We start from the raw sequence: 12,748 nt of genomic DNA on the forward strand, positions 1-12,748 counted from the left end.
TCTCGCGGACCTAGAGGGTTTTGGACAGGAAATAGCGGGCGCCGCCGGGCGGATAATCCTCGATGGTGCCGAACACCGAATAGCCCAGCTTTTCGTAGAACGGGCGGGCCTGGAACGAGAAGGTATCGAGCCAGATGCCGACCAGCCCCAGCGATCGCGCATGGGCCTCGGCCTGCTCCATGACCTGCGTGCCGATGTCCTGGCCGCGCAGGCTTTCGGGCACGAACAGCAGTTCGATGAACATCCAGCGATAGGACGTGTAGCCCCAAGCCCCGCCGATGGTGGTGCCAGCGTCGTCGCGGATCAGCACCGCGACATCGCGATAGTCGCGCAAGGTGGTCTTGGATCGATTGAAGGCGACCAGAGCATCCTGGATCGCCTTGCGGTCGGTCTCCGTCGGCGCCGCGTCGAGCACGATCTCCATGGCGCTTAGCTGTTGCTCGCGCCGATGCGGGCGGTCACTTCGATCTCGACCTTCATGCCGGCTTCGATCATCTGCACGATGAGCATCGAAGCGGCCGGGCGGATGTCGCGGAATACCGGACCGACGGCGGCGACCACCGCATTCACGTCATTGCGGTCGCCGATGTAATAGACCACCCGCACGGTATCCTCGATCGACGAGCCGGCTTGCTTGAGCGCCTTGTCGATGGTGGCCAGTGCGTTGGCAGCCTGCACGCCGACATCGTCGGGCATCGTCATGGTGGCGTAATCATAGCCCGTCGTGCCCGACACATAGACCGTGTCCTCGTGGCGCACAGCGCGGGAATAGCCAAGGGTTGTCTCGAAGGGCGAGCCGGTAGAAACGCGCTGCATTTTTGGGCCTTAAGTTTTAGAGCCAGGGGCGGTTTTCGGCCATCTTGGTTTCGAAGCCGGAAATCGCCGGATCGGATTTCAGCGTTCCGGCGATATCGTCGAGGCCTTCGAGCAGGATCTGCTTGCGGCTCGGATCGATATCGAAATGCAGGGTGCCGCCATCGGGGCCGCGCACAGTCTGGGCCTCCAGATCCACGGTCAGCGTCGCATTGGCGCCGCGCTCGGCGTCGTCGAGCAGCAGCTTGAGCTGCTCGGGCGAGACGACAAGGGGCAAAATGCCGTTCTTGAAGCAGTTATTGTAGAAGATGTCGGCGAAGCTGGTCGAGATCACGCAGCGGATGCCGAAATCGAGCAGGGCCCAGGGCGCGTGTTCGCGCGACGAGCCGCAGCCGAAATTGTCGCCGGCCACGATGATCTTGGCCCCCCGATAGGCGCTCTTGTTGAGCACGAAATCGGGGTTTTCGCTGCCGTCTTCGTTGTAGCGCATCTCGGAAAACAGCGCCGTCCCGAGACCTGTCCGCTTGATGGTCTTGAGGTACTGCTTGGGGATGATCATGTCGGTGTCGATATTGATGATCGGCAGTGGCGCCGCGACCCCGGTCAATGTCGTGAACTTGTCCATGGGAAAGCCTTCCTTGGTTGGGGCTTTCATGCCGTACTCTTGGGTACGCGGTCAAGCCGCGATTGGGGGAATCCGTTCGGTTGCGCCATCGAGCCCCAGCCTGCTCCTCCCCCTCAAGGGGGAGGCGTCGACTGAATATTCTGCGCTAGGCTGCGAGGCCCATTGCGACGTCGACGCCCAGCATCAGGTTTAGGTTCTGCACCGCGGCGCCCGAAGCGCCCTTGCCCAGATTGTCGTAGACGGCGGCGATGACGGCCTGCTGGCGGTCGTCGTTGGCAAACACGTGCAGGGTCATGGTGTTGGTGCCGTTATGCACCTGCGGATCGAGCCCTGCCGACTTGGTCTGGGCCGGATCGAAGGGCGCGACCTGAACGAAGCTATCAGGAATGGCGGCGTAGTAATCGGCCAGGGCTGCATGCAGGTCCCGGCCGGTCGGGATTTCGGCCAGAAGGTCGAGATGCAGCGGCACCGTGGTGGTCATGCCCTGCGCGAAATTGCCCACGACCGGCTCGAACAGTGGAGTACGGTTGAGCCGGGCATAGAACGCCATTTCGGGCAGGTGCTTGTGCACGAAGGTCAGCGCATAAGGCATGTACTGGCTGGGCGTCGCAGCGCCCTCGTATTCGGCAATCATCTGCTTGCCGCCGCCCGTATAGCCGGAAACGCCGTGATAGCTGATCGGATAATCGGCCGGCACCAGCCGGGCCTCGACCAGCGGCCGGAGCCCCGCGATCAGCCCCTGCGGCCAGCAGCCGGGATTGGTGACGAAGCGCGCATTGGCGATCACATCGGCCTGGTCCTTGTCCATCTCGGCAAAGCCATAGGCCCATTCGGGATCGGTCCGGAACGCCGTCGAGGCGTCGATGACGCGCGTGGTGGAATTGGTGATCAGCGACACGCTTTCACGCGCGGCGTCGTCGGGCAGGCAGAGGATCGCCACGTCGGCGGCGTTGAGCAGTTCGGCCCGCGCGGAAATATCCTTGCGCCGATCCGCGGGGATCGACAGCAGTTCAAGGTCGCGCCGTCCGGCCAGCCGATCGCGGATTTGCAGGCCCGTCGTGCCAGCTTCGCCATCGATGAAGATTTTCGCGACCATGATCGGGCTCCTCGTCCAGTTTTGCGTAAATGGACTGCTCCCATGACAAGGTCAAGACCCTGCGGGTCAGGGCTTCTGCCGCTCAAGGCTTGGCGAGCAAGACGTCGACCTGCTCCAGCATCTGCCGCCAGCTCCGTTCAGTGCGCTCGCGATGCTCGTCCCACTTGGCGAGCATCTCATGATAGAGCGTCACCACCGCGCCGGGTCCGTCCGGATCTGGCTCGATGATCAGCGTCACCTTGGAGGGATCATTGGCCGCCGCATCGCTGGTGATCCAGGTGAAGACGATTTTCCGGGGCCGGTCGAGATGGCGGTAATGGCCCCAATGGCGCGCTTCCTGCCCGTCGCGCCGGTCGGTGAACAGGAAAGCCCCGCCCACGACGGGGTCGGTGCCGCAGGCGAGCATTTCGCCCGCCAGCCCGTTCTGCCTGAGCGCCGCCGCCATCCAGAGCCGAATCTGGCGCGGATCGAGCCAGGCGTCATAGATAGCGGCCGCGCGGGCCGGCGATTTGTGAGTTACCTTGGCTCCGATGGTGTCGGCCATGTCGTCCTCCTCTGGCAATCGCAATACTCATTCAACGCGGCTTGCTGGTCCGGCGTTGCGATGGCAGTTTGCGGCCCAATTCTCACAGGAGCGCGCCATGACCCCCCACAACCACGCCAAGGCCGGCGATTACGCCCCCGCCGTGCTGCTGCCGGGTGATCCGCTGCGCGCCAAATGGATTGCCGAAACCTTTTTCGAGGCGCCAAAACTGGTGAATTCGGTGCGCAATTGCCTGGGCTACACGGGCACCTGGAAGGGCAAGCCGGTTTCGGTGCAGGCCAGCGGCATGGGCCAGCCGTCGCTCGCCATCTATGTGCATGAGCTGATCAACGTCTATGGCGTGCAATCGCTGATCCGCGTCGGCACTTGCGGCGGGCTCAATGCCAAGGTCAAGGTGCGCGACCTGATCCTGGCGCAGGGCGCCTCGACCGACAGCTCCATCGTCAAGGGGCGGTTCGGCGCCTTCAATTTCGCCCCGATCGCTGATTTCGGCTTGCTGCGCAGCGCTGCCGACAAGGCCGAGGCCGCCGGATTGCGGTTCCATGCCGGAAATCTCTTGTCCTCGGACATCTTTTATCACGCCGACGGCTTTGCGGGTTACGACAAGCTGCCCGAACATGGCGTGCTGGGCGTCGAGATGGAGGCGGCCGTGCTGTACACGCTCGCTGCCCGCTTCGGCGTCAAGGCGCTGACGATCTGCACCATGACCGATTGCCTGATCACCCATGCGGAAATCAGCGCCGACGAACGCCAGAGTTCGCTAACCGAAATGGTCGAGCTGGCGCTGGACGTGGCGGTGGAAAGCTAAGAGAGCGCTTGCCGGAACCATCTCGGGCGCTCACGATTGTCCGAGACTGATAATCGAGGAGCGTCATCGATGGCTAAAATTCTGACTTCGCGCGAGGACATTCGCGAATGGGCCGCCGCGCGAGCCGGCAATCCGATGTTGATGGAAACGCCGGACGGCACGCGCAGCCGCACGCTGTTGAACCTGACCTTCGGGCAGGAAGCGCTCAATTCCGACAATAACGAAGGTCCCGACCGCGTCGGCGGCTATCAACTGGTAAGCTGGGACGAGTGGTTCGAGGCGCTCGATGCCAACAAGCTGTCGCTGCGGGTATCGGACGATCCCTCGGGCGGCAATGAGGCGGAGTTCGAGTTCGTCGAGCGGGAGTAAGCTTGCGCTCAGCCACCGTGGTGCCTCCACCCCGCCTTTGCCCCGGACTTGATCCGGGGGCCTCTCCCAGCGTCGCACACGCTGATAGGGGCCCGCGGATCAAGTCCGCGGGAAGGACAGTGGGCGTGGAGAGTGCGTGAGACGCACAGCGGTGGAGCGGGAGTCTTATTCCGCTTCGGCCGCAGTCTCGATGGCTTCCATGTCGTCGTCCGAAAACCCGAAATGGTGGCCGATTTCGTGCACCAGCACGTGGGTGACGATTTCGCCCAGCGTGTCGTCCTCGTTTTCCGCCCAGTAGTCGAGAATCGCGCGGCGGTAGAGGATGACATTGTTGGGCAATTGGCCGGTCTGCGGCACCGCGCCGTCCTCGGTCAGGCCGGTGCCGACAAACAGCCCCATCAACTCGAAGGGCGATTCCATGTCGAATTCTTCGAGCACGTCGTCTTCGGCGAATTCAGCCACCGAACAGGTGATGTCGGAGGCCAGCGACTTGAACGGCTCGGGCAGCAGGTAAAGCGCTTCGCGGGCCAAAGCCTCGAAGTCGTCGAGGGAGGGCGCCAGGCGCTCTCCCCACTGGTTGGGGCTTATTGCCAATCGCGGATATCGACGAAGTGGCCGGTGACGGCGGCCGCCACGGCCATTTCCGGGGACACCAGATGGGTGCGGCCCTTGAAGCCCTGACGGCCTTCGAAATTGCGGTTGGAGGTGGAGGCGCAGCGTTCATGCGGCTTGAGCTTGTCGGCATTCATGGCCAGGCACATTGAGCAGCCGGGTTCGCGCCATTCAAAGCCCGCATCCTTGAAAATGACGTCGAGGCCTTCGGCTTCGGCCTGATCCTTGACCAGACCGGAGCCGGGCACGACCATGGCCGAGACGGTTGCGGCCACTTTCTTGCCCTTGATGGCGTTGGCGGCGACGCGCAGGTCTTCGATACGGCCATTAGTGCACGAGCCGAGGAAGACGCGGTCAACGGTGATGTCGACCATTTTGGTGCCGGGGACGAGGCCCATATATTCAAGCGCCCGCCACTTGGAGGCGCGCTTGTTCTCGTCGGCGATATCGTCGGGATTGGGCACGACGCCGGTGATCGAGATCACGTCCTCGGGGGACGAGCCCCAGGAGACGATGGGCGGCAATTTGGCGGCGTCGAGAATGACGACCTTGTCGTAGACCGCGCCCTCATCGGTATAGAGGGTTTTCCAATAGTCCAGCGCCATGTCCCAGGCCTTGCCCGTGGGCGCGCGGTTGCGGCCCTCGACATAGTCGAAGGTAGTCTGGTCGGGGGCGATCAGGCCGGCGCGGGCGCCGCCTTCGATGGTCATGTTGCAGACCGTCATGCGGCCTTCCATCGACAGCGCCTGGATCGCCTCGCCGGCAAATTCGATGACGTGGCCATTGCCGCCGGCGGTGCCGATTTCGCCGATGATGGCGAGGATGATGTCCTTGGCGGTGACATGTGGCGGCAGCTTGCCATCGACACGCACCAGCATGTTCTTGGCTTTTTGCTGGATCAGCGTCTGGGTGGCCAGGACATGCTCGACTTCGGAGGTGCCGATGCCGTGGGCCAGCGCGCCGAACGCACCATGGGTCGAGGTGTGGCTATCGCCGCACACGATGGTCATGCCGGGCAGGGTAAAACCCTGTTCGGGGCCGACGATGTGCACGATGCCCTGGCGGGGATCGAAAGCGTCGAAATATTCGATGCCGAAATCCTTGGTATTCTCGGCCAAGGCGGCAATCTGGATCACGCTCTCCGGGTCGGGATTGGGCAGGCTGCGATCGGTGGTGGGCACATTGTGGTCGACCACGGCGAGCGTGCGCTCGGGGTGACGAACCGTGCGGCCATTCATGCGCAGGCCCTCGAAGGCCTGCGGGCTGGTCACTTCATGGACCAGATGGCGATCGATATAGAGCAGGCTCGTGCCGTCTTCGTTGTTCTGGACCAGATGGTCGTCCCAGATCTTGTCGTAGAGCGTGCGGGCCTTGGTCATAGCGGTGTTCCAGCAAAAGACAGCGAAGTTTGGAGCCGTTCTAAGCCGGGAGCGCCGATGGGTCAAGCGCAACCGTACCGTCGGGTACGGTTTTGCATCACGCTGGCGTTAGCGCCTGCCTGCCAGGCCGCCATTTAACTGAATTCTCACGCCTGCCGGCCCATAGATCAGGCCCGGTGGAGCGACATTTCGGCGGCCCGCCATGGAGCCTTGGATGCGATCGTTCTGGCAGGTCATCATGCCGGTCTTCGGGCTCATGGGAGCGCGACTGGCCGGGGCGGGGTTTGGCTTTGTCAGCCAGATCGTGCTGGCGCGCGCCTTCGTGCCGCACGATGTGGGCGTGGCGTTCCTGGCTATCAGCGTCACTTCGTTCGTCAGCCTACTGATCACCTGCGGTTATCACACCATCGCACTGACTTATCTGGCGCGGTTCCAGGCCTTTGGGCGGGGCCAACTGGTGTGGGCATTTCTGTATGCGGCGCGGCGCGATATGGCGGTTGTCGCAGTGGTGCTGGTGGCGCTGTCGCTGCTGGCCATGCTGGTGCTGCCCGATCACGATACCGCCAAGGCGTTCCTCTACGGCACGCTGGCCGCGGTGCCGCTGGCGGCGATCCGGCTCAACAACAGCGCTGCCAATGCGCAGAAACGCTTCACCCTCAGTTACGCGCCCGATTTCGTGGTGCGGCCGGCGCTGCTGCTGGGCTTTATCGGCGCCATGGTGCTCCTCGGCGTGCAGCGGAACATCGATTACGTGCTGGTAGCGATGGTGGGGATCGCTGCCGCCGTCGCGGTCGGGCAGGCGCTCATGCTCGGCGCCGATAACGCCTTTGTGCGCGGACGGGCCAAACCGTTGCGCGATTTGCGAAAATTCTATCGGCGGCGAGCGGCGGCGATGTTGATGTTCACCATCGTGGCCGGGGCGACTGCCGATCTCGTGGTGTTGATCGGCGGATTTTTCCTCACGCCCAGCGATGTCGCGGTGCTGGGCGTGGCGGTGCGGGTCGCGGCCCTGGTGGGATTTTTCAGCTTGGCCTCGCAGCAATTCGTGTTGCGCGACTTGGTCTCGGCCATGGCGCGCATGGGCCGCAGCGAGGTCGATGCCCTATTATGGCGCACCAATATCACCGGCCTTGCCACCATGCTGGCAGCGACACTGTTCGTGCTGGTTTTCGGCCATCTGGTGCTGGCGCTGTTCGGGCCGGACTATGCCGTCGGCTATTGGCCGCTCCTGATTTTCCTCGTCAGCCAGGTAGTGCGGGTGATGGGCGGCATGAACGGGCAATTGCTGGCGCTTGGCGGTCACCAGGTGCGCAGTGCCGCCACCTGCGTGATGGCCGTGGTGCTGCTGGTGGTGCTGGCGGCGGTCCTGACGCCGCTCTGGGGATTGGTCGGCATCGCGCTTGCGACGTTGGGCGCCGAAGTGTTCTGGGCGATCAGCCTGGGCGTGCTGACGCAGCGGCTGGAAGGCCGGCGGGGCGACATTTTCCACGGCCTTGCAACTCATCAATTATTTACGGCGCCACGCTAAGACTAGACCGTTGCGGAATTTAAGCTTTCTTCCAGGATGCGGGCGGTCCAGCGTGCGGTTTTCCAGTGACTGAGCCGCAAATCGCCGGAGCCATCATCCTGGGCGGCTCCTATGGGAGCCTGTCGGTGGCGCGCAGCTTTGGCCGGCAGGGCATCGGGGTTTCGTATTTCAGCGCCGTGCGCAGCGTGGCGCAATATTGCCGCTATGTGACCCATCACGTGCCCTGGCAGGGCCCCGGCGATCCCAAGGCCCTCGATGTGCTGTTCGCGGCCGCCGACCGGCTGGGTATGAACGGCTGGCTGCTGCTGCCCAGCGGCGATGCGGAAGTGCAGTTCGTGGCGCGGAATTTTGACGCACTGGCGGCGCGGTTTACGCTGGTGACAGAGGACTGGGCGGCGCTGGAGCAGCTCAACAACAAGGCACAGCTCTATCGGCTGGCGGACACGCTGGGCATCGATTATCCGCGCGTCTACGCCGACGGCATCGCGGCGGATCGACCTGTTGACGAGATGCGATTTCCGGTGGTGATCAAGCCGTCCTCGACGGAAAAATCCAATCCGCTGACAAAGGCCAAGGCGTGGAAGGCCGATAACGCGGCGGAGTATGCCGAGAAGTACGCGCTGGCGACCCAGTATATGGGGCCGGGCGGCTTCGTGGCGCAGGAACTGATCCCCGGCGATGGGGAAAGCCAGTTCTCCTATGCGGGGCTGTGGAACCACGGCGTCGAGGTGTGCGGACTGACCGCACGACGCGCACGGCAGTTTCCCGCCGAGTTCGGCACCAGTCCGTTTGTCGAAACCACCGCGCAGCCGCGCGTGCTGGCCGAGGCGCAGGCGCTGCTCAAGGCGGTGGATTATCACGGGCTGGTCGAGGTCGAGTTCAAGCTCGACGCGCGCGACGACCGGCTGAAGCTGCTCGACGTCAATACGCGGATCTGGGCCTGGATCGGGCTGGGCGCCGCCGCTGGGCTGGACTTTCCGGTTCTGGCGGCGGCCATGGCACTGGGACGCTTGCCCGAAAAGCTCGAGCCGGCTTATGGCGCAAGCTGGGTGCGCGCCATTCCCAATGCGCTGTCGCTGGTGCAGTCATTGCAGCGCACGAAGCGGCTCGGCTATGCGGCTATGCGATCCCTGTCCCCGCGCTCAGTGCCGGCGCTGTTCGCGCTGGACGACCCGTTGCCGGCGCTCATGGAGCTACCCATCCAGGTGCTGCGCCGCCTTTAGGATATCCCGCTCAAGCTGGATCCATCCCCAACCGCCAGCCTTCCCGCGGACTTGATCCGCGGGCCTCTGTCAGCATGGCACAGGGGGCGAGTGGCCCGCGGGTCAAGCCCGCGGGAAGAAGAGAGAGGAGAGAAGCGCGGGAAGAGCGCGCGCGAAACCGTTAGTGGCGGAAGTGGCGCATGCCGGTGACCACCATGGCAATACCCGCAGCGTCCGCAGCGGCGATGACCTCATCGTCGCGCATCGAGCCGCCCGGTTGGATCACGGCGGTGGCCCCGGCGGCGACCAGGGCCTCAAGACCATCGGCGAAGGGGAAGAAGGCGTCGGAGGCGACGACGGAGCCCTGCGTCAGCGCACCCGAAATGCCCGCGGCCTCGGCGGCGTCGATGGATTTGCGGTGGGCGACGCGGGCCGAATCCACCCGGCTCATCTGGCCGGCGCCGATGCCGACGGTGGCGCCGTCCTTGACGTAGATGATGGCGTTGGACTTGACGTGTTTTGCGACTTTGGCGGCCAGCCGCAGGTCGGCCATTTCGGCGTCGGTGGGCTGCTTCCTGGTGACGACGCGCAGTTCGTTGTCATCGACATTGCGGTTGTCGCGCGTCTGGACCAGGAGGCCCCCGGCGACCGAGCGCACGGTCAGGCCATCGGCCTTGGGGTCGGCGAGGCCGCCGGTGAGCAGCAGGCGCAGGTTCTTTTTCGCCGCGATGATGGCTTCGGCTTCCGGGGTTGCGGAGGGCGCGACGATCACCTCGGTGAACACTTTGACGATTTCCGTGGCGGTGGCGGCGTCCAGTTCGCGGTTGAGGGCGACGATGCCGCCGAAGGCGCTGACAGGATCGGTGCGCAAGGCGTTTTTGTAGGCTGTGGTCAGGTCGCCCGCCACGGCCACGCCGCATGGATTGGCGTGCTTGATGATGGCGACGGCGGCGACGTCGGCCGGATCGAATTCACTGACCAGCTCGAACGCGGCGTCGGTATCGTTGATGTTGTTGTAGCTCAGCGTCTTGCCCTGCACCTGCCGCGCCGTGGCAACGCCGGGGCGGGTATCGCCATTGGCGTAGAAGCCGGCCCACTGGTGCGGGTTTTCGCCATAGCGCATCACTTCGCGCAAGGAACCTGCGAGAGAGCGGTAGGGAATTTCGGGATAGTCGATGGCCTTGGCGAACCAGGTCGAGATGGCGCTGTCATAGGCGGCGGTGCGGGCATAAGCCTTGGCGGCCAACTTCTGGCGCAGCGCATAGGGCACGCCGCCGGTTTCGGCTATGGCGGCAAGGATTTCCGGATAGTCGGCGGGATCGACGATGACGGTGACGAAGGCGTGGTTCTTGGCCGCCGAGCGCACCATGGCCGGGCCGCCGATATCGATGTTCTCGATGATCTCGTCATAGCTGGCGCCGGAGGCCACGGTCTTTTCGAAGGGGTAGAGGTTGACCGCCACCAGATCGATCGGGCCGATCTCATGGGCGTCCATCGCCGCCTTGTGCTCGGCGTTATCGCGCACCGCCAACAGGCCGCCATGCACTTTTGGATGCAGCGTCTTGACGCGGCCGTCCATCATTTCGGGGAAGCCGGTGAGCTCGGAAATCTCGCGGACGGGCAGGCCGGCCTCGGAGATCAGCTTGTGTGTGCCGCCGGTCGAGACCAGCTCGATGCCGGCTTGGCTCAGGCCCCTGGCAAAATCGGTCATGCCGGATTTGTCGAACACCGAAAGAAGGGCTCGGGTGATCTTGACCGTTTCCATGATTTTGCCTCGCGCTGGAATGATGGGCGGTGGCTAACACGAAGTGCGGTTCAGGGGAACCGGGGAAAGGGCATTGGGGGCCGGCTTTAGGTGCTATGCCGTCACCACCCCCGGTCCTCCCGCGGACTTGATCCGCGGGCCTCTCTCAACTCGGCACAAGTGGCGAATGGCTTGCGGGTCAAGCCCGCGGGAAGGATAGTGGGTGGGCAAGATCGGACCTACGTCGTTTGGATCGGGAAGGCCTAAGCCTGCTCCAGCGTAAAAATCCACGCCACTTCGGCGCCCGGGTTGACCTGCGCTTCCAGCACCAGCTGCCGCGTCTTGGCAAACCCCACATAGGAGGATTGGCGCACGCTGTCTTCCTCGTGGAACTCGGCGCCTTCCCACAAAAAGCTCCACACCGCGCCATTGGGCAGCACCAGCCGTACGATGCTCTCGCCGCGAATGCGACGAACCACCACGCGGGGCGCCAGATGGAAGCGTACGGCCAAGAGGCCCTTGGCGGCTCCGCCAGCCGCAATCATGCGGTCCTGCCCCACCAGCGTCGTGCCACCCGACAGTAGCGTCAACCGGCGTTCCAGGGTCACGCCGAAGCGCTTGGCATAGCCCGACGTAGTCAGGGTCAGCAGATGATCGGCGGCGTGCAGGGTCATTGCCGGCGGTGCACCGGCCTGCAGCAAGCGGCCGGCCCTGGAGCCCGATCGCGCCACCGGCTGGGCGTCCTCGGCATCCACGGTGGGCGCCGAATGGGCGATACCCTGGCGAAACAATGGTTTGCTGGCCGGCAGGTCGGATGGAGCGGGGCCGCACGAACCCAGGATCAATTCGGTGCCGTGGCTGAATTCAAAGGCCAGTGCGCTGGAATGGGCCTCATTGGCGAGGCCCGGCGGCGGCACCAGTCCGCTATCAGCCACCACCACGGCGTTGCCGTCGCGCAAGATGCCGTAGCCGCCGAGCAGCATGCTCTTGCGCTTGCGGGTCGAGCCATTGGCCTGCACGGCGATCAGCACGTCATGGGGCAATTGCCCGCAGCCATTGAAATAGACCGGCTCGCCAGATCCAAGGGTCAGCGCGTCGAGGCTTTCATGCATGCGCTCGACCTGGGCCGAAAGCTCGCCGGTGGCTTCGCTCTTATGGCTGCCCAGGGCGCGGCGCACGCTGGCCAGTTCGACCAGCAATTGCATCTGCAGGCGCGGATTGCGCGACATATGCATGCCGTCATTGTCGAGCTGATCATCGAGCAGCAGGTTGAGCCGCTCGACATATTTGTCGACATCGACCTTGTCACCCTGCTCGCAGACTTCGGCGCCCACCAGGGCAATGGCGGCGAACAGTTCGTCGGTGGGGTCGGCCGCCAGCCGGCGGCGCACCTTGAGGCTCTGGATCTGGGTGCCAAGCGAGCGCTGGATGGTGCGGGTCTGCTCGGGATTGGCATCTTCGAGCAGCAGGGTCAGGTGGCGCAGCCAGTTGAGCACGCGCTGGGCGCAGAGCGCCGGGGCCCAGGTGTCGCGGGTGAACTGGCCATCGCGGCCGATCCAATCGAGCACGAGCGTGCGGGCAAAGCGGCGTTCGCCGGGGTCGCGCAAGTCGCGGAAATGGCGCAGCCAGGAAAAACTGTTGAGGCTCCAGAGCCAGTCGGCATGCTCGACCTCAAGCCCAAAGGGCGAGGTGCCGCCGCTTTCGATCAGCTTGGAGGCCAGCAGGTAGCGCCCAGCCATCATTTCGCGCACGGCTTCGCGGTCGCTGGGGCGGAATTCGGGCAGGTCGCCCGCAAAGGCGTCATCGGCCAGGCCGGTCCAGCTCCAGCGCAAAGCCGGCACGGTCAGCGCATAATCGGCGACGCCCAGCGCCAGCCGGCGCGTGGCAAAACGGAACCCTTCCAACATCAGGACTGCCTCGCCGGCTTTCCTGCCGGCGTGGAAATGTGTGTGGTCATGCCGTTCAATCGGTTGTCCGGGCGTAGTCTTGTTCGCACTCGCATAGCGCCGACTCTAGCATCATGGAGTT

Annotated in this window: 13 protein-coding genes; 4 read left to right on the plus strand and 9 right to left on the minus strand. The window is 64.2% G+C overall.

Annotated features, from left to right (window positions below):
• Positions 1 to 10 precede the first annotated feature (10 nt).
• The 5 genes from ABIB57_RS08305 to ABIB57_RS08325 all read right to left on the minus strand — a co-directional run bounded on the left by ABIB57_RS08305 (position 11) and on the right by ABIB57_RS08325 (position 3,078).
• Positions 11 to 424, minus strand: coding sequence for a GNAT family N-acetyltransferase (locus ABIB57_RS08305; protein WP_354039913.1), 414 nt, complete (start codon positions 422 to 424; stop codon positions 11 to 13).
• Positions 425 to 429: 5 nt separating this feature from the next.
• On the minus strand, positions 430 to 816 hold the full coding sequence (locus ABIB57_RS08310; RefSeq protein ID WP_354039915.1) for a RidA family protein: 387 nt from the start codon (positions 814 to 816) through the stop codon (positions 430 to 432).
• Between the two features lie 16 nt (positions 817 to 832).
• Positions 833 to 1,438 carry a 3-isopropylmalate dehydratase small subunit gene (gene leuD, locus ABIB57_RS08315; protein ID WP_354040598.1) on the minus strand — a complete coding sequence of 202 codons (606 nt, stop codon included), beginning with the start codon at positions 1,436 to 1,438 and terminating at the stop codon, positions 833 to 835.
• A gap of 145 nt (positions 1,439 to 1,583) precedes the next feature.
• Positions 1,584 to 2,534, minus strand: a complete 951-nt coding sequence (argC, locus tag ABIB57_RS08320; protein ID WP_354039917.1) for an N-acetyl-gamma-glutamyl-phosphate reductase — start codon at positions 2,532 to 2,534, stop codon at positions 1,584 to 1,586.
• 82 nt (positions 2,535 to 2,616) lie between these two features.
• Positions 2,617 to 3,078 carry an SRPBCC family protein gene (locus ABIB57_RS08325; protein WP_354039919.1) on the minus strand — a complete coding sequence of 154 codons (462 nt, stop codon included), beginning with the start codon at positions 3,076 to 3,078 and terminating at the stop codon, positions 2,617 to 2,619.
• A 97-nt stretch (positions 3,079 to 3,175) separates the two neighbouring features.
• Here ABIB57_RS08325 and deoD point away from each other — a divergent pair, with 97 nt between their 5' ends.
• Positions 3,176 to 3,886 carry a purine-nucleoside phosphorylase gene (deoD, locus tag ABIB57_RS08330; RefSeq protein WP_354039921.1) on the plus strand — a complete coding sequence of 237 codons (711 nt, stop codon included), beginning with the start codon at positions 3,176 to 3,178 and terminating at the stop codon, positions 3,884 to 3,886.
• Positions 3,887 to 3,955: 69 nt separating this feature from the next.
• Positions 3,956 to 4,255, plus strand: a complete 300-nt coding sequence (locus tag ABIB57_RS08335; RefSeq protein WP_354039923.1) for a hypothetical protein — start codon at positions 3,956 to 3,958, stop codon at positions 4,253 to 4,255.
• 165 nt (positions 4,256 to 4,420) lie between these two features.
• Here the strand turns inward: ABIB57_RS08335 and ABIB57_RS08340 are convergent, their stop codons facing one another.
• Both ABIB57_RS08340 and leuC read right to left on the minus strand, forming a co-directional pair.
• Entirely contained in the window at positions 4,421 to 4,849 is a 429-nt protein-coding gene (locus ABIB57_RS08340; protein ID WP_354039925.1) for a metallopeptidase family protein, read from the minus strand.
• Positions 4,840 to 6,246, minus strand: a complete 1,407-nt coding sequence (gene leuC / locus ABIB57_RS08345; RefSeq protein WP_354039927.1) for a 3-isopropylmalate dehydratase large subunit — start codon at positions 6,244 to 6,246, stop codon at positions 4,840 to 4,842. The genes ABIB57_RS08340 and leuC overlap by 10 nt, the downstream gene beginning before the upstream one ends.
• Positions 6,247 to 6,460: 214 nt before the next feature.
• Between leuC and ABIB57_RS08350 the strand changes: the two genes are divergently transcribed.
• Both ABIB57_RS08350 and ABIB57_RS08355 read left to right on the plus strand, forming a co-directional pair.
• Entirely contained in the window at positions 6,461 to 7,774 is a 1,314-nt protein-coding gene (locus tag ABIB57_RS08350; protein ID WP_354039929.1) for a lipopolysaccharide biosynthesis protein, read from the plus strand.
• Positions 7,775 to 7,839: 65 nt separating this feature from the next.
• The gene (locus ABIB57_RS08355; RefSeq protein WP_354039931.1) at positions 7,840 to 8,997 is read left to right on the plus strand and encodes a carboxylate--amine ligase; all 1,158 of its coding nucleotides are present in this window, start codon (positions 7,840 to 7,842) and stop codon (positions 8,995 to 8,997) included.
• A gap of 160 nt (positions 8,998 to 9,157) precedes the next feature.
• Here ABIB57_RS08355 and purH read toward each other — a convergent pair whose 3' ends face one another.
• Positions 9,158 to 10,741 carry a bifunctional phosphoribosylaminoimidazolecarboxamide formyltransferase/IMP cyclohydrolase gene (gene purH / locus ABIB57_RS08360; RefSeq protein WP_354039933.1) on the minus strand — a complete coding sequence of 528 codons (1,584 nt, stop codon included), beginning with the start codon at positions 10,739 to 10,741 and terminating at the stop codon, positions 9,158 to 9,160.
• A 242-nt stretch (positions 10,742 to 10,983) separates the two neighbouring features.
• The gene (locus ABIB57_RS08365; protein WP_354039935.1) at positions 10,984 to 12,627 is read right to left on the minus strand and encodes a heparinase II/III family protein; all 1,644 of its coding nucleotides are present in this window, start codon (positions 12,625 to 12,627) and stop codon (positions 10,984 to 10,986) included.
• Between the last annotated feature and the right edge of the window lie 121 nt (positions 12,628 to 12,748).

The sequence above is a fragment of the Devosia sp. UYZn731 genome (assembly GCF_040546795.1).
Lineage (GTDB): Bacteria > Pseudomonadota > Alphaproteobacteria > Rhizobiales > Devosiaceae > Devosia.

Coding starts and splice junctions, on each gene's coding strand:
- ABIB57_RS08305 (WP_354039913.1), bottom strand. CDS start 424: ATGGAGATCGTGCTCGACGCGGCGCCGACGGAGACCGACCGCAAGGCG.
- ABIB57_RS08310 (WP_354039915.1), bottom strand. CDS start 816: ATGCAGCGCGTTTCTACCGGCTCGCCCTTCGAGACAACCCTTGGCTAT.
- leuD (WP_354040598.1), bottom strand. CDS start 1,438: ATGGACAAGTTCACGACATTGACCGGGGTCGCGGCGCCACTGCCGATC.
- argC (WP_354039917.1), bottom strand. CDS start 2,534: ATGGTCGCGAAAATCTTCATCGATGGCGAAGCTGGCACGACGGGCCTG.
- ABIB57_RS08325 (WP_354039919.1), bottom strand. CDS start 3,078: ATGGCCGACACCATCGGAGCCAAGGTAACTCACAAATCGCCGGCCCGC.
- deoD (WP_354039921.1), top strand. CDS start 3,176: ATGACCCCCCACAACCACGCCAAGGCCGGCGATTACGCCCCCGCCGTG.
- ABIB57_RS08335 (WP_354039923.1), top strand. CDS start 3,956: ATGGCTAAAATTCTGACTTCGCGCGAGGACATTCGCGAATGGGCCGCC.
- leuC (WP_354039927.1), bottom strand. CDS start 6,246: ATGACCAAGGCCCGCACGCTCTACGACAAGATCTGGGACGACCATCTG.
- ABIB57_RS08350 (WP_354039929.1), top strand. CDS start 6,461: ATGCGATCGTTCTGGCAGGTCATCATGCCGGTCTTCGGGCTCATGGGA.
- purH (WP_354039933.1), bottom strand. CDS start 10,741: ATGGAAACGGTCAAGATCACCCGAGCCCTTCTTTCGGTGTTCGACAAA.
- ABIB57_RS08365 (WP_354039935.1), bottom strand. CDS start 12,627: ATGTTGGAAGGGTTCCGTTTTGCCACGCGCCGGCTGGCGCTGGGCGTC.